Raw genomic sequence first — 15,650 nt, forward strand, 5'->3', positions numbered from 1 at the left:
ATGGCCATGAAAGAAATCCGTGCCTATATTCAGCCGCATAAACTTAACCAACTGACGCTGGCCTTGATGGAAATTCCCGATTTTCCGGGGATGTCGGTGATGGATTGCGAGGGTTTCGGTCGCGAACGCACCGAACACATTCAGGATTACAAGCCGTTTCTGGCCAAAAAACGGATCGAGATCTTTGCACCGGAGCATCTGGTGGAGACGATTTTTCAGACCGTCATGAAGGTTGCGCGTAGCGGCCACCACGGCGACGGCAAGGTCTACATCGTCGAAGCGGTGGCGGGCGGGCGGATCAGCACCGGCGAACGCGATGCTGATTTAGGCTAAGCCGGTAAGCTGAAAATTCCGGGTTACCGGCCCAGCAGCTTCAATTCCGCCTCGCGGTATTTCTCGGCGCATTTGCTGCTGACCTCTTCCGGCAATTTCGGGCCGGGAGCGGTTTTATTCCAATCCAACGTTTCCAGGTAATCGCGCAAATATTGCTTGTCGAAGCTGGGCGGGCTGATGCCGACTTGGTATTGTTCGACCGGCCAGAAGCGCGACGAGTCCGGCGTCAGCGCTTCGTCGATCAGGTACAGGGTGCCGGCCGCGTCCAGGCCGAATTCGAACTTGGTGTCGGCGATGATGATGCCGCGCTGGCGGGCGTATTCGGCCGCCGTGGTGTAAAGCCGCAGGCTGGCGTCGCGAACTTTGCCGGCTAATTCCTCTCCGATTAATTTGACGGTGTCGGCAAAGCTGATGTTCTCGTCGTGCACGCCGACTTCGGCTTTGCTGGACGGCGTGTAAATCGGTTGCGGCAGTTGTTGCGCCTGTTGCAGGCCGGCCGGCAGTTCGATGCCGCATACGGCGCCGCAACGCTGGTAGTCCTTCCAGCCGGAACCGATCAGGTAGCCGCGGACGATGGCTTCCACCGGCAGCGGTTTCAGGCGCTTGACGATAATGGCGCGGCCTTCCACCTGTGCTCTGAGCTCCGGATCGGGAATCACGTCGGCCAAGGTCAAATCGTCGCTCAAGTGGTTGGGGATGATGTCGCGCATTTTCTCGAACCAGAAGTTGGAGACGCTGGTCAATACCCTGCCTTTGCCCGGAATCGGATCGGGCATGATCACGTCGAATGCCGACATCCGGTCGGTCGTGACGATCAGCAAATGGCTGTCGTCGATTTCGTACATGTCGCGGACTTTGCCGCGGCCGAGCAGTTTCAGATGCGGCAGGGAGGATTCGTAAAGGGCGGCGGGGGCATTCATATCGAGGGCGGATAGTCAGTGAAAATTGCTCGAAATTTTATCATTAATCGGAAGAGGGATAGGTAACGCATGAGTTGGTTGGGTAAATTGGTTGGAGGCGCTTTCGGCTTCTTGATGGGGGGGCCGTTGGGCGCCATTTTCGGCGCGGCGGTCGGCCACCAGTTCGATGCCGGGATGCAAGAGACGGCGGACCAGACTTTGCATCCGGGCGAGCAGCATCGGGTACAAACCGCGTTCTTTACCGCGACGTTTGCCGTGATGGGCCATGTGGCCAAGGTCGACGGCCGGGTGTCGAGCGAGGAAATCGGCTTGGCCAACCGGGTCATGGAGAATATGGAACTGACGCCGGAACTGCGCGAAGCTGCGATCCATCTGTTTCGCCAGGGTAAGCAAGCCGGCTTTCCGTTGGCCGGCGTACTGAAGCAATTCCGCAACGAGTGTCATCGGCGTACGCATTTGTTGCGGATGTTCGTCGAAATCCAGTTGCAGGCGGCGTTCGCCGACGGCGTGTTCGATGCCAGCGAAGAAGCGTTGCTGAAAGATATTTGCCGGCAACTCGGCTTGTCGGAATTCGAATACCGGGTGATCAAGGGCCAAGTCGCCGCCCAACAGCGCTTTCGCCAGCAGAGCAGCCGCGAATATGCCTCAGAACCCGCGGCACCGCGCGTGGAGGATGCTTATGCCGTGCTGGGCATCTCGGCGCAGGCCAGCGAGGCGGAAGTCAAAAAAGCTTATCGCCGGCTGATGAGCCAGCATCATCCGGATAAGTTGGTAGCGAAAGGTTTGCCGGAAGAAATGATGGCCTTAGCCAAACAGAAAACCCAACAGATCAGAAAAGCTTACGAAACTATCAAGGAGCGCCGGGGCTTTTAAAAAAATGCCCGCCTCACCTGTGGCAGGTGGGCGGGCCAAGCTAAACAGAGCTACTGCTTGATCGCGTGAGGGGGGTACAACAAACAGGTTAAGCGCGGAACGAGCCGGTAAAATCCAGATTGCTGGAAATGGTGGCCGCTCCGAACAGCATGGTGGAGATAATGAACTCACCCGACATGAAGCCAAACACGCCGGTGGTAAAAAACAGACCAGTGAGTATGTCTCGATAAAGATTGTTAGATTTGCTCATGTTTCCTCCCAGACTGGTGACAGTCAATTCAATGAAGACGGTTCTACTATATGAGCTAGCGCTTTTATTTACAATATCGACGATTGTGTACACCTTGTTTCCATATGGGAAACAATTCTGTAATAAAGTCGTCACATTCGGCTGTTATGAGTCGGTTTTATGCCAGAAAGGCGTCGAGGGACGGGAGATTGTGCTTGGGCAGTTTCACCGTCAGCCGCACGTTGTCGCTGAATTCCTGCGCCAGGATGCTGCCGTCCAATTTCTTTAACTGGTATTCCAGCGGCTGCAAGCGGCTGTAGTCCAAGGTCAGGTCGACTTCGGCAAATTCGACGTAATCGACAATGTCCGCCGCTTCGATCACCGCTTTGGCGACGTTGCCGTAAGCCCGGGTCAGGCCGCCGGCGCCGAGCTTGATGCCTCCGAAATAACGTACCACCGCAACGACCAAATTAATCAGTTGCTTTCCTTCCAGATGCTGAAAAATCGGCTTGCCGGCGGTGCCGCTGGGTTCGCCGGCATCGTAAAACCGGCAGACCAGGCCGTCGGCCGACTGGATGCGGTAAGCGTAAACGATGTGGCTGGCATCCGGATAACGCCGGTGCAGATCGGTTAACACTGCCAGCGCCTCGGCTTCCGCGCGGCACGGGCTGATGACGCCGATGAAGCGGGATTTCTTGACGATCTCTTCGATCTGGCAGGCCGCGGCGACGATTTTCACGTTACAACAGTCCGTTGATAGCCGGATGCTGCTTCAACAAGTATTCGCGGAAGGCTTCGATTTGGACTTCGTCGTGGCGGCCGTCGCGCGGGATATCGACGGTAATATCGCTGACGATACGCATCGGCGGCGGCGACAAAAATATCAGACGGTCGGCCAACGCGATTGCCTCGCGCAAATCGTGGCTGACGAACAACACGGTATGCGGCCGCTGTTGCCACAGCGCATACAACAGCGTGCGCACCTGGCGGGCGCTGGGGGCGTCCAGCGATACGAAGGGTTCGTCCATCAGCAGGATGTCGGGATTCACGGCAAAGGCGCGGATGATTGCCACCCGGCGCTGCATGCCCAGCGACAGCCGCTCGGGGTAACTGTGCTGTACCGCGTCGAGCTGCATGCCGGCCAGCAACTCGTCGATCAGCGCGGCCGGCGGCGGACCGTCGAATACCAATTCGATGTTTTGGCGAACGGTGCGCCATGGCAGCAGCCGCGGACTTTGGAACACGTAGCCGATTTTAGCGGCGGCGGCTTGCCCGCCGATGCGGATTTTGCCCTGATAATGGCGGTCCAGGCCGGCCACCATATTCAACAGCGTGGTTTTTCCGCAGCCCGACGGGCCGAGCAGGCAGACGAATTCGTTGGGTTCGACTTTGAAATTCAGATCGGCGATTGTGCTGCGTTGCGCGCCGCCATGGCCGTCGCGGTAAGTCTTATCTTGTATGCTGATGCCGATTTCGTTCATCGCCGCCACCTCAGCGCCGCCCGGTCCAGCGGCCGCAACACCAGCCACTCGATGGCCTGGATCACCGCAATAAAGGCAAAGGTGTAAGCCAACAGGCTGGCGACGTCGAACAACTGGAAGAACAAATGCAGTTGGTAACCCATGCCGTCGCTGCGGCCCAGCAATTCCACCAGTAGAATGATCTTCCAGATCAGGGCCAAGCCGGAACGGGTGGCCGCCATCACAAATGGATGCAGTTGCGGCCAGATCACGTGTACCAGGGTTTTGCGGCGGCTGAAGCGGTAGCTTTGTGCCATTTCCAGCAAATCCTGGTCCAGCGCCCGGGCGCCCTCGCGGATCGTGACGATCACGTTCGGCAGCTTGTTAACCACGACGGCCAGAATCGCCGCCGATTCTTGCAAACCGAACCAGATGTAACACAGTATGACGGTGACTAGGGCCGGGATGTTCAGAAAAATCACCAGCCAATTGTCGAAGAACGCGTCCATGGCTTTGTTTTTGCCCAACAGGAGCCCGATTGCGCAGCCGAGCAGCATCGCAATCGAAAAACTAACGGCCAGCCGAAACAAGGTGGCGCCCAGGTGGTGCGGTAATTCGCCGGAAGCGGTTGCCTGCCAAAACACGCCGGCCACCCTTGCCGGCAGCGGCAGGCTGGGATCGTCGAGCAGCATCGCCGCCGCTTGCCAAATACCGAGCAACAGTAACAGCGATAACAGCGTAACCACGCCGCTACGCTGCCGGGTAGGACCGGACCACCTCATCAATCGGCGGACCAGAACGTGCCTGGCTGGATGTGGCCGGCAGCGCCGGTCAGTTTGCTATCGATCTGGTGCAACATCAGGTAGATTTTTTCGGCCGCGGCTTGTTGGGCCGGTGTCCATTGCTCGATGCGGCCCTTGCAATAACCGGCGCGGAGTTTTTCCTGCTCGGCCGGGCTGCCGGCTTCGGTCAGCGGCAGGATTTTCGCCCATTCGGCATCGTTGCTGCACAAGCTGTCGCGAGCTTGCCGGCTTAATTCGAAGAATTGCTTTAGTGCGGCTTTATGTTGCTCGGCCCACTCCTGTTTGAACACGTAGCCGATACTGGGTACGGTTTCGGCTATGCCCAACTGGCGGACCATGTCCTCGCCGCTGAGCAAGGTCCGGTAACCCTGGGCTTCCAGGCGGGCGGCGAATTGCCAGTAGGTCAATAACGCATCCACCCGTTGCCCCAGCAATTGCTGGCTTAACAACGGCGGGGCGCCGTAGACTTTTTCGACGCCGGCATTCAGGTCCAATTGCTGCTGCCGACCCAAGGCTTGCAGCAACAGCCAGTTTTTATCCAGCTCGCCGCCGGCAATGCCCAGTTTTTTGCCTTTCAGATCGGCCAGCGTTTTGATCGGGCTGGCGTTTGCGACCAGCAGCGCGCCGGAGGTGTCGGAAAACGGGTAAAAACTCAACTTGGCGCCTTCGCCGCGCATGCTCGAGGTCCAGATCCAGTCGGAGACGATCAGGTCGACCGCGCCGGCTTGCAGCGCGACTTTGCCGGCTTGCTGGTTGGCGAAGGCGACGTTTTCGATCGCAAAATCCGCCCGCTCCAACAAGCCCTGGTTGCGCATCGCCGCCAATTCCCAGTTCAGCGTGCCGGAGGCCATCGCGCCGATTCTGATCGCGGTTTTCTCGGCGGTTTCGCCGGTGGCGGCGAATAAAGCCGCCGCAGTCAACAGGCAGATTTTCAAGTTCATGTTTTGTCCCTGGCAGAATGGTCGAGCGCGCGATTTTAACGCAGCCGCGGCGATTGCAAGAAGGTTTCTCGGCACCGATTCGAAACTAACAGGTTAACTGTGGAATTGGGCGGCCGGAACCGGGCGGCCGATGTGGTAACCCTGGTAGGACAGGCAGCCTTTTTCCCGCAAGAACAGCACTTGCTCCGCGGTTTCCACGCCTTCGGCAATCACGTGCAGGCGCAGGCTTTTCGCCATATTGATGATGGTCTCGACGATGACGGCGTCGTTTTGGTCTTCCGGCAGGTCTTTGACGAAGCTTTGGTCGATTTTGAGCTGGCTGATCGGCAGCGTTTTCAGGTAAGACAGCGACGAATAGCCGATGCCGAAATCGTCGATCGAGGTTTTGACGCCCAAGGTTTGCAAATCGCGCATCTTCCTGACCGTATCCTCGATGTTGCTGATCACCGACCCTTCGGTCAATTCGATCACCAGCCGGTCGGCGGACAGGCCGGCATCGGCCAGAATCCGCTCGATTTGTTGGACAAAGTCCGGCTGGCGGAACTGGCGGGAACTGACGTTGACGGCGACGTGGCCGATGGCCCGGTTTTCCCGGTCCCAGGCGCCGATCTGGCGGCAGGTCTCGCGGATCACCCATTCGCCGAGCGGCAAAATCAAGCGAGTATCTTCGGCAACCGGGATAAATTCGGCCGGGGAAATCATGCCGCGCTGCGGATGCTGCCAGCGAATCAGGGCCTCTGCGCTGACCACGCGGCCGCTGTCGTCGACCTGGGGCTGGTAATGCAATACGAATTGGGATTGTTTCAAGGCCTCGCGAATTTCCTTTTCCAGAGTCAGCCGGCGGTCGGCGGTTTCCTGCATCGACGGCCGGTAGAAGCTGATGCCGTTGCGGCCGCTTTCCTTGGCCCGGTACATCGCCGTGTCGGCTTGCTGGATCACCGCCTCCGGCTGTTCGGCCGCTTCCGGAAACAGTGTGACGCCGATGCTGGTGGAAAAATGGTGTTCGCTGCCCTGCACGTTGAAGGGCTGGTTGATGGTGTGCAGAATCTTCTCGGCCAGCATCACGGCGTGGTGGGTGGCTTGGGCCAGTTCGCTGTAGCGTCCCGGTACCATGACGATAAACTCGTCGCCGCCCAGGCGGCAGGCCGTGTCTTCTTCGCGGATGATGGCGCGCAGCCGCTGCGCAACCTGAGTCAACAGCTCGTCGCCGACCTGGTGGCCGCGGGAATCGTTCAGCGTCTTGAAATGGTCCAGATCCAGAAAAAACAGCGCGCCGTAACAATGTTGGCGCTTGGCGGCGGCGATTTCCTGTTTCAAGCGGTCCAGCAGCAGACGCCGGTTCGGCAAGCCGGTCAGCGGATCGTAGAACGCCAGCTCGTGGATTTCGCGTTCCGCCGCTTTCTGTTCGCTGATGTCGGAAAAGATGGCGACGTAATTCAATTGTTTACCGCTTTCGTCGCGGACGCCGGTCACGGTCAGCCACTCCGGGAACACGTCGCCGTTTTTCCGCCGGTTCCAGATCTCGCCGCGCCACTGGTTGTCGCGCAACAAGGCGCGGAACAGGCCATGCAACAGGCCCGGTGCCTGGCGGACTTTGGACAACAGATCGGACCGGCGGCCGATGACTTCGTCGGCGCTATAACCGGTAATGCGGCTGAAGGCGTCGTTAACTCTGAGCACCACGCCCTTGGCATCGGTGACCATGATTGCCTCGTGCGACTGAAACGTGGCGGCGGCGATGCGCAATTCGTTTTCCTGTTGCTTGCGGCGTTCGATCTCGCTGTTCAGGGCTTGGTTGCTGCGCAGCAGGTCGCGGGTTTTCAACGCCACCAAATCTTCGATGCGGGCGGTGCGGCCGGTCATCAGCATCAGGCCGAAACTGGTCAGGCCGCACAACAGAAAACTGCCGGACAGAAGCCACCACACCGTCCAGGAATGCTGTTCGGCGTAAAACGCCGGCGACGGCCGGTAGTGAATGCTCCAGACGCGGTCCGCTATTTTCAAATCCAATTGCTGGTGCAATTTTGGAAATTGCATGGCGGATTGCGGATTGGGCGCCGCGGCGCCGAACAGCTGCCGTTCCCCGTCGTAAATGCCGAGCGACAAGCGGTTGGATTCGAGGCGGGACATGATTTCCGCCACTTCGCTGCTCAGCCGGAACACATTGGCGACTAGGCCCTGCAAATGCTGTTCGCGTTGTTGCACCGTGTTGAGCGGCTTACCTTTGGCATAGATCGGTGAAAACACGGCAAAGCCGAATTGGCCGTCGGCAAACGCCAGGCCGCCGGTGGCGCTGGTTTTGCCGGAAGCGACGGCAGTGTTTATCGCGTTGCGTAATTCGGGCCGGCTCAGCGCATCCAGGCCCAGGTTTTGCTCGTTGCCGAACCAGTAAGCTACCGGCAGATAAAACTCGCGCTCGGTTGCCGCTTTATCGGCCCCCTGCGAATCGCGTTCGACGATGCGGATTTGCTCGCGGTTCTCGAATGCGCTGCGTTGCGCCTGCTCGACTTTGGGCAGCCATTCCAACACTTCCAGTTCCGGGTGCTGGCTAAAGATGGTGTGGGCGAACAGGCGGAATTCGTTGCGGTCCACGCTATCGGAACTGTCGAACAAGGCTTTCAGCAACTGGTTGTTCAGTATGTCGCTATCGAAATGTTGCTGAATGCTCTGGTGCAGCAAACCGGTCTGGCTTTCGAACAGTTCGCGGATGCGGCGGTGTTCCAGATTGCTGCTGTAGACCACGGCGACGACCACCAGTACCAGGGTTGCAGCCAGCGGATAGACCACGAATTGTTGGCGTTGGCGCCATGTGTGGCGCGGGGCGGCGATGAAGGCCAGCCAGATCGGCGCGAAGATTACCGCACCGATCGAATCGCCGACCCACCAGGTGCTCCAGTTCAGGCCGAATTCGCTGAGTTCGATGCAACCCAGCAAGTAAAGCAGGCCGGAACCCAGCGTCGGCGCCAGCAGGCAACTGGCGATGGCCAACACGAAGAAGTGGACGATGTGGCGGTCTTCCAGCAACGGATTGTGCGGGCCGATCCAGCGGTTGATCATAAATGCGCCGAGCCAGGCTTGGCCGCAGGCGGCGATGCCGGCCGCAGTCCCCATCCAATAGCCCAACGTTGGGGATTGGCCGCCGCCGAGCCCGGAAAATGCGTAAATTTGCGCCGCAATCGCGCCGACCGCCAGGCCGGGCAACACGTTCCGGCCCGAATGCAGCATGCCGGCCAGGGCGATGCCGGCCGGCGGCCAGATGGCGCTGGCCTGGCTGGGCGGCATGGTCAGCATGTGGCCCAGAAATCCGCCGATAAAATACGCCAGTGCGAAAAAACTATTGCTGAGTAGCGGATTGAGAAAAGCTGGCATGGCGCTTAAGCGGGTTCCTAGTTCAGTCGTGCGTGCTGGTCCGGATAAGTTTAGTCCTACGGGGCCGGTTCGTTTGGATTGGCGGCAAAACTGTAGGCTTTGCCGAAACCGGCCACATACTGGTAGCGAATCGGCGTCAGGGCTAGCAAGCGGAAATCCGGCAAGGTGCGCAGCAGGCCTACGACATTGCCGAAACGGGCTTCTAGCCTGTCGAGTAATTCCACGTAATGCGGATCGTCGGGTGCGATTTCGGCGACGGTACAGCTTACGCTGGCTCGGGGCCGGGCAAACGGGTTGCCGCCTGCCTCGCCCAAAAACAGTAGCGAGCCCTGGCGACGGCGCAATAGGTTCCCGTTGTGTTTGGCCAGGCCGCTGACGTAAACGTAAAAAATACCGCCATGCTGCAACACCGGCGCGTAACTGGCTTCGGCATCGCCGTCGGCCGCGCAACTGGCGATAGCCGCGCCGTCGCTGGCCGCGATCAGGCGCAGGCAGTCGGTTTCCGGAGCGGCGGCCTGCATCGCTTTACGACCGGGCCAATTCCGCGTGGCGGAAGCAATCGACGGTATGGTCGTTGACCATGCCCACCGCCTGCATGTAGGCGTAGCAGATGGTGCGGCCGACGAATTTGAAGCCGCGTTTTTGCAAATCTTTGCTCATGCGTTCGGATTCCGCCGAGTAGGCCGGTAGCTCGGCATGGCTTTGCCAGCGGTTTTGGATGGTGCGGCCGTCGACGAAGCTCCAAATGTAACTGTCGAAGCTGCCGAATTGCCGTTGTACCGCCAGAAACGCTTGGGCATTGGCGACGGCGGACTGGATTTTCAAGCGGTTTCTGACGATGCCGGGGTTACCCAGCAATTGTTCGAGTTTGGCGGCATCGTATTCGGCGACGATCTCGGGCACGAAATCGTCGAAGGCGGCGCGGTATGCCGGGCGCTTGTTCAGAATCGTGCGCCAACTCAACCCGGCCTGGGCGCCTTCCAGCACTAAAAACTCGAACAGGCGGCGGTCGTCGTGGAGCGGCTCGCCCCATTCGTTGTCGTGGTAGTGTTCTTCGTTGGCGCTGGCCAAAGCCCAGACGCATTTGGCCGCCATCAGTCTTTATTCATCATTTTTTTCAGATCGGCGAACGGATTGAACGTCGCCGTCGGCGATTTGCCGTCCGCGCTGCCTTTGCCGCCGTAGCGCACCTGTTCTTCGTAGCGCTGGTGTTCGTTGTCGTGGCAGTAAAGGCACAGCAGCTCCCAATTGCTGCCGTCGGGCGGGTTGTGGTCGTGGTCGTGGTTGATGTGGTGTACCGTCAGTTCCCGCAGATTCTTATGGTCGAACTCCCTGGCGCAGCGCCCGCAGATCCACGGATATAACTTCAAGGCCTGCTCCCGGTAGCCTTTTTCCCGCTCTTCTTTGTAGCGCCGGGCTTCGGCAACGATATGGTAGGCTTTGTTATCCGACATGGTGTCCTCCGTTTCTCAACCGCCGGTCGCGTTCATGTGTCGCAAAATCACCGGCTGTTCGTGAATGTTGAATTCGTGCTTCTCGGGTTTGATTTGCATCGCTGCGACGATGGCTTGTTTCAGCGCCGCGATGTCGCCCGGCTGCTCTCTGACCACCCGTTTCAGATCGACCGAGTGCTCGTTACCCAGGCACAGCAGCAAGCGGCCTTCGGCGGTCAGCCTGACCCGGTTGCAACTGCCGCAGAAATTGGCGCTGTGCGGCGAGATGAAGCCGACCCGGCTGGCGCTGCCCGCCACCCGGTAATAGGCCGACGGGCCGCCGGTAGTGTCGGCCACGGCCTGTAAGTTGAAGCGGCTGCTCAAGTCGCGGCGGATGGCGTCGCTGGGGTAGTAGCTTTCGCCGCGGTGGTGGCGGTCGACTTGGCCCAACGGCATTTCTTCGATGAAGCTGATGTCCAACGAATTATCCAGCGCAAACTGCACCAGATCGGCCACTTCGTGGTGGTTGCGGTTTTTCATAACCACCGTGTTCAATTTGATGAGCTCGAAACCAGCGGCGCGGGCGGCGGCGATACCGTCCAGCACCCGTTGCAGATTGCCGGTGCGGGTCAGCTCGCGGAATTTATCCGGGTCTAAAGTATCCAGGCTGATGTTCAGGCGTTTGACGCCGGCGGCACGCAGATCGGCGGCCATTTCGGCCAAGCGCGAGCCGTTGCTGGTCAGTACCAGTTCGTTCAGCCCCGGCATGCTGCCGATGTCGCGTAACAGGTCCACTACGCCTTTGCGCACCAACGGTTCGCCGCCGGTGACCCGAATCTTTTTCACGCCCAGTTCGACGAAGGCCCGGCAAATGGTGCGGATTTCCTCCAGGCTGAGGATTTGGCTGCGCGGCAGGAATTCCATGTCTTCGGCCATGCAGTAGACGCAACGGAAATCGCAGCGGTCGGTGATCGAGACCCGCAGATAATTGACCACTCGTCCGAAGCGGTCTACCAGAAGCAACGGTTTATTCGGCGCCATTACGGAAACATCAAAACGGAAAGGAACAAATATTACCACGCTGCCGCCTTTTGCAAGAACGGCTTGGTTTCAGATCGGCCGCCGCCGCAGGAGTTCCGCAGCGGGGCAATTAGCGGCCGCCGCCGGCCAAACGTTCCAGCAATGCCAATACCGCAGTTTCGATTTGCGGCAGGGCGCGGTCCGGATGGGTGTCGCCGATGTCGTCGACCTGCCAGTACTCGACACGTTCGGCCCAGTCCGGAAATTTTTGCTGCAACATCGGTTGGTGCTCGCTGCGTTTCAAGGCCACGATCAAGCGGGCACGCTGTAAATCCGGTTCCGTCACCGATATCGGCGGCCGCACCGGTTCGGGCGGAATCCGGCGCAAAGCCAAGCCGCGCAAGGTGTGCGGCGAGATCGGCCCGGCATCGCGTTCCAGCAATTCGATTGCCAATCCACGCGAGTCGGCGCGCCAAGGCAAGCGGTAGGCCTGCGCGTGGTGGTTGAACAGGTACTCGGCGAACCGGCTGCGGTAGTAATTGCCGGTACACAGAAACAATACTTGGTTATGCATGCGGAGGTCTGCCCACGCCGATCGGCGCGCCGTTGACAAGGTGGCCGGCATTAGACAACGCCGCCGGGCCGTTTTCAAGTCTGCCCCGTCAGGCCGACAGTTGTGCCTGTAAAAATTCGCCGATCCGCGCTTCCAGCCAGTAAGCCGGCCGGCCTCCGCTGGCGCCGACGAAGCCGACGTGGCCGCCGCCGTTGCTGATTTCCAGATGCACCGCAGCGGACAATTCCGCCGGACTCGGCAGCACGCGTTCCGTCATGAACGGATCGTCCTTGGCTTGCAGCAACAAGCTCGGCACCCGGATGGTTTGCAAAAACTGGCGCGAACTGCTGCGCCGGTAATAGTCGGCGGCATCGGCGAAACCGTGCAACCGCGCCACTACCCGGCCGTCGTATTGCCAGAACGAGCGAATCGGCCGCAGATCGCCGAGTTGGCGGATCAGTTCGGCCTGGTCGTCGCGGCCGATAGCCGACAGATGCCGTTGCTTGATTTGCATGTACTGCTTCAATTCCCGCAACAGGTAATCGCGGTAGATTCTGGAGAAGCCCCGGTCCAGTTTGTCGGCGCATTCGCTCAAGACCAGCGGCACCGACACCGCGGCGGCGGCGAACAGATCGGCATCGGCACCTTGCTCGCCCAGCCACTTCAGTAATACGTTGCCGCCCAGCGAAAAGCCGATTGCCGCCAGCGGCCGCTGCGGAAAACGCCGGCGCAGCTCCCGCTGCAAAAAGCCGATGTCTTCGGTTTCGCCGGAGTGGTAGCAACGCGCCAAGCGGTTCATTTCGCCGCTGCAACCGCGAAAATTCAAGGCCACGCTGGCAAAGCCCTGGCTTGGCAAGCTGCGTTGCAGACCGGCGATATAACCCGAACGGCTGCTGCCGGCCAGGCCGTGCAACAAAATTACCAGCGGCTTGGTTGCGTCTTCGCACCAGTCGATATCCAAAAAATCGCCGTCCGGCGTTGCCAGCCGTTCCCGGCGAATGGCGGCCGGCGGTGCGGTCCGCCGCAATAAGGCCGGGTAAATGGTTTGCAGATGGGGGCCGTTCAGCCACCAGGCCGGGCGGAAAGCGTTGTGCATGGTTGGCGCCTGCTTTATAGTTGATCGGAGAGCGAAAGCTGCCCGGAGAATATACCGCCGCTGGCGGCAAATGCTAGCCGGCGCCTTGGCGGCAGCTAACATCGCGCCCTTTATTCCCTTCTTCACATTCCCGATGGTTCGATGTCCCGGCCCGTACCGATAAAAAAAGCCCCGGCAAAGCCGCGGCCGCCGTCGCGCCCGGCGCAAGGCGGGCGCGGCAAACCGGCTCGTAAAGCCAAGCGCAAACCTCAGTTGCAACCGGCATGGAACGGTTGGTTGCTGACTGTGGAAATTGCAGCGTTGGCCGTTTCCGCCGTGTTGGCGACGATGTTTCTGTTGGGCTATTCGGCCAACTGGCTGTCCGGCTCGGGATTTTTCACCAATCTGTTGCCGTTCGCCGGCGGCGTCGTGCTATTGGTGCTGGCTGCGGCGCTGTTGTTGATCGTTTGGTGGCAGGCTCGGCGCTGGCTCGGCCTGCGCCTGCGTTATTTGCCGGCCGCCGTGGCCGCGACGCTGGCGCTGGGGTGCGCCTGGTTTGTGGCGCACGACGGTTACACGCCGGTCTTCACCCATTTCCGGACCCTGGTCGGCGGCAAGCAGGAGGCCGAACGGGTGACGCTGGCGCATCAGGTCTACGCCGCCTATCGCCGGCACGATAACGGCGGCCTGCAAAAAATGTTGGCGCGGGCCCAGCCGTTCGATCCGGCGATCAACGAAGCGGCTCGGGCGTTCGAGGTCGACGCCGATTTGCTGCACGGTATTGCCGCGACCGAATCGTCGTTCATGCCACGCGACAGCCGCGACGGCGGCAAGGGCTTGTTTCAGATTACCGCGGTGCCCAAATCCATCACCCGCGAAGCCGCCCGCGAACTCGGCGTGGCCGAACCGTTGCCGGCCGACGCCCGCCATAACGCTTATCTGGCTGCGGCGACGTTCAAACACTACTTAAAGGAAATGAACGGCGATCTGTTTTTGGGCTTGCTGGCTTACAACATCGGTCCGCGCAACGGCGGCTTACGCTTCATCATGCAGCAATACGGCGCCAGCGATTTCGCGACGATGCAGCCTTATCTGCAAACGCTGCCGCGCGATTACCCGATTCGGGTGTTGTCTTATGCGTTGGCGTTCAAATTGTGGCGGCACGACGGTAAGTTACTGGCTTACGAGGAAGGCGATAACGCCGTGCATATTCAGCAAGTAGGGATTCCGGGGCTTTGAGCGGTGGGTAGGCGGGCGGGAGTTTCGGACCGATGCCGTTAGGTTTGGAAAAACACTGATCCCGGCTGCGAATGCCGGGTGCCAATCGCCAAGGATCGCGCAGGCGTCCCACATCCCTGTGAACTGGATACCGGCAATCCCTGCCGGTATGAAGGCTTCACTTAACGGCATCGGGTTTTTGCAGATGCCTGGTCGGTTTACTTGTTCATCGCAATCACGTTGTTGATCAAACTGATGCCGGGAAAATCGGCCATGATGATGCCCACCCGTTTGCTCAGGCGGATGTTCAGATTCAAGCTTTGGTACATCCGGTTCAAAGTGGCGTAATTCGTTTTCAAATCGGCGATGAATTTGCTGCTCAGTTGGTTGGTACCGAGGAAGGCGATGGAGCACAGGCTGCCCAGGCAACTGACGCGTGGGAAATCCAGATAGGTATTCGGGCTGGTCAGAGTGGTCAGGCCGGTCATCAATTGCGGCGCGCCGGTTTCGTGCGAACTGTGGCCGCTGGCGACGAAATAGGGGAAGGCGCCGGTCGCACCGCTCAGGTAGTTCAGATAGATTTTATTGCTGTCGCCGGTCGATGCCGACATGATTTGGCTTTTGACCTGCTGCCATTTGCCGTACAAATCCCAGTTGGTTTTCAGTTCGTAGTTGTCCTGTACCGTGCCCTGGTTCTCCAACGACGAATAGGAGATGCCCTGCAACACGCCGGCAAAGTTCTGCAGCATCACCACCTTGCCGCGAACGGCGCCCAGCGTCGGATTGCTGCTGCCGCTCGGTACCCAGAACAGGTCGGGATATTTACTGGCGATGGCGTTGAAGGTGTCGGCAAAGCTGCGGGTATTATTCTTGCCGGTATTTTCCTCCTTGACCCGCATCACCACGGTTTCGCCGGGATTCGCGGCCAGAAACGCGTCGACGGTATCCAGCACGTCGCTGAAGCTGGCATTCTGCAACACGACGCCGTGGGCGATCTGGAAGTTGTTGGCGATATGCCAGCACCGGATGTCCAACACCCGGATGCCGGCATTCAATTGGGTTTCCAGGTCCATGGCCTGGGTTTGCGGAATGTCGCCGCCGTACAAGGCCATCGAATCGTGAGTGCCGGGCAACGACAATTGGCTCAGCCGCAGCGTATCCGGCAGCGCGGTCAGCCATTTGGGGTTGACGGCGCCGTTGTAACTGTCGTGGGAATAAGCGGCGTGGTCGATGGCGGTGGCGGCGCCGGCGTCGAAAGCGATCGCGGCGGCGAAGGTGCATGCGGTCAGAATGGATTTGATGTTCATAGCGGTTTCCTGTTTGGCGGATGTTTATTGAGTCAATGCCGATTGCTTCGGTCGCTAACTAAATGGCAAGCCCCGTGCCGGATCGGTCGCGTTTTGGTATGTATTTGACCGATAAG

At 59.5% G+C, this 15,650-nt stretch carries 17 protein-coding genes; 3 read left to right on the forward strand and 14 right to left on the reverse strand.

Features of this window, described 5'->3' with window-relative positions:
* Window positions 1-6 precede the first annotated feature (6 nt).
* A complete protein-coding gene (locus MKFW12EY_RS02220) occupies window positions 7-333 on the forward strand; it encodes a P-II family nitrogen regulator (protein WP_054762665.1) in 327 nt (108 codons plus the stop codon).
* Window positions 334-356: 23 nt separating this feature from the next.
* Here the strand turns inward: MKFW12EY_RS02220 and MKFW12EY_RS02225 are convergent, their stop codons facing one another.
* Window positions 357-1,253: a phosphoribosylaminoimidazolesuccinocarboxamide synthase gene (locus MKFW12EY_RS02225; RefSeq protein ID WP_221053934.1), complete on the reverse strand. Its 897-nt coding sequence runs from the start codon at window positions 1,251-1,253 to the stop codon at window positions 357-359.
* Between the two features lie 69 nt (window positions 1,254-1,322).
* Here MKFW12EY_RS02225 and djlA point away from each other — a divergent pair, with 69 nt between their 5' ends.
* Complete coding sequence (gene djlA, locus MKFW12EY_RS02230) at window positions 1,323-2,126, forward strand: co-chaperone DjlA (protein WP_054762651.1); 804 nt, start codon at window positions 1,323-1,325, stop codon at window positions 2,124-2,126.
* An 88-nt stretch (window positions 2,127-2,214) separates the two neighbouring features.
* Here djlA and MKFW12EY_RS02235 read toward each other — a convergent pair whose 3' ends face one another.
* From MKFW12EY_RS02235 to MKFW12EY_RS02290, 12 genes are all read right to left on the reverse strand, one after another.
* Window positions 2,215-2,376: a hypothetical protein gene (locus MKFW12EY_RS02235; protein ID WP_172680320.1), complete on the reverse strand. Its 162-nt coding sequence runs from the start codon at window positions 2,374-2,376 to the stop codon at window positions 2,215-2,217.
* A 157-nt stretch (window positions 2,377-2,533) separates the two neighbouring features.
* The gene (locus MKFW12EY_RS02240) at window positions 2,534-3,094 is read right to left on the reverse strand and encodes an IMPACT family protein (RefSeq protein WP_221053935.1); all 561 of its coding nucleotides are present in this window, start codon (window positions 3,092-3,094) and stop codon (window positions 2,534-2,536) included.
* 1 nt (window position 3,095) lies between these two features.
* Window positions 3,096-3,836 (reverse strand): ABC transporter ATP-binding protein, encoded by a 741-nt coding sequence (locus MKFW12EY_RS02245; protein ID WP_054762654.1) that lies wholly within the window; start codon window positions 3,834-3,836, stop codon window positions 3,096-3,098.
* On the reverse strand, window positions 3,833-4,597 hold the full coding sequence (locus MKFW12EY_RS02250; RefSeq protein ID WP_054762656.1) for an ABC transporter permease: 765 nt from the start codon (window positions 4,595-4,597) through the stop codon (window positions 3,833-3,835). Before MKFW12EY_RS02250 ends, MKFW12EY_RS02245 begins: the two co-directional genes overlap by 4 nt.
* Window positions 4,597-5,559, reverse strand: a complete 963-nt coding sequence (locus tag MKFW12EY_RS02255; RefSeq protein ID WP_054762658.1) for an ABC transporter substrate-binding protein — start codon at window positions 5,557-5,559, stop codon at window positions 4,597-4,599. The genes MKFW12EY_RS02250 and MKFW12EY_RS02255 overlap by 1 nt, the downstream gene beginning before the upstream one ends.
* Before the next feature lie 93 nt (window positions 5,560-5,652).
* Entirely contained in the window at window positions 5,653-8,928 is a 3,276-nt protein-coding gene (locus MKFW12EY_RS02260) for an EAL domain-containing protein (RefSeq protein ID WP_221053936.1), read from the reverse strand.
* A gap of 56 nt (window positions 8,929-8,984) precedes the next feature.
* Window positions 8,985-9,449 (reverse strand): pyridoxamine 5'-phosphate oxidase family protein, encoded by a 465-nt coding sequence (locus tag MKFW12EY_RS02265; RefSeq protein ID WP_221053937.1) that lies wholly within the window; start codon window positions 9,447-9,449, stop codon window positions 8,985-8,987.
* A 4-nt stretch (window positions 9,450-9,453) separates the two neighbouring features.
* Window positions 9,454-10,023 carry a DNA-3-methyladenine glycosylase I gene (locus MKFW12EY_RS02270; protein WP_221053938.1) on the reverse strand — a complete coding sequence of 190 codons (570 nt, stop codon included), beginning with the start codon at window positions 10,021-10,023 and terminating at the stop codon, window positions 9,454-9,456.
* On the reverse strand, window positions 10,023-10,382 hold the full coding sequence (locus tag MKFW12EY_RS02275; RefSeq protein WP_054763704.1) for a YajD family HNH nuclease: 360 nt from the start codon (window positions 10,380-10,382) through the stop codon (window positions 10,023-10,025). The genes MKFW12EY_RS02270 and MKFW12EY_RS02275 overlap by 1 nt, the downstream gene beginning before the upstream one ends.
* 15 nt (window positions 10,383-10,397) lie before the next feature.
* Window positions 10,398-11,402: a GTP 3',8-cyclase MoaA gene (moaA, locus tag MKFW12EY_RS02280; RefSeq protein ID WP_054763705.1), complete on the reverse strand. Its 1,005-nt coding sequence runs from the start codon at window positions 11,400-11,402 to the stop codon at window positions 10,398-10,400.
* 109 nt (window positions 11,403-11,511) lie between these two features.
* The gene (locus tag MKFW12EY_RS02285) at window positions 11,512-11,955 is read right to left on the reverse strand and encodes an arsenate-mycothiol transferase ArsC (RefSeq protein ID WP_054763706.1); all 444 of its coding nucleotides are present in this window, start codon (window positions 11,953-11,955) and stop codon (window positions 11,512-11,514) included.
* Window positions 11,956-12,043: 88 nt separating this feature from the next.
* The gene (locus MKFW12EY_RS02290) at window positions 12,044-13,030 is read right to left on the reverse strand and encodes a hydrolase (RefSeq protein WP_054763707.1); all 987 of its coding nucleotides are present in this window, start codon (window positions 13,028-13,030) and stop codon (window positions 12,044-12,046) included.
* Window positions 13,031-13,171: 141 nt separating this feature from the next.
* Between MKFW12EY_RS02290 and MKFW12EY_RS02295 the strand changes: the two genes are divergently transcribed.
* Entirely contained in the window at window positions 13,172-14,248 is a 1,077-nt protein-coding gene (locus MKFW12EY_RS02295) for a lytic transglycosylase domain-containing protein (RefSeq protein WP_221053939.1), read from the forward strand.
* A gap of 197 nt (window positions 14,249-14,445) precedes the next feature.
* Here the strand turns inward: MKFW12EY_RS02295 and MKFW12EY_RS02300 are convergent, their stop codons facing one another.
* A complete protein-coding gene (locus tag MKFW12EY_RS02300) occupies window positions 14,446-15,534 on the reverse strand; it encodes a phosphatidylinositol-specific phospholipase C (RefSeq protein ID WP_082409948.1) in 1,089 nt (362 codons plus the stop codon).
* Between the last annotated feature and the right edge of the window lie 116 nt (window positions 15,535-15,650).

The sequence above is a fragment of the Methylomonas koyamae genome (assembly GCF_019669905.1).
Lineage (GTDB): Bacteria > Pseudomonadota > Gammaproteobacteria > Methylococcales > Methylomonadaceae > Methylomonas > Methylomonas koyamae.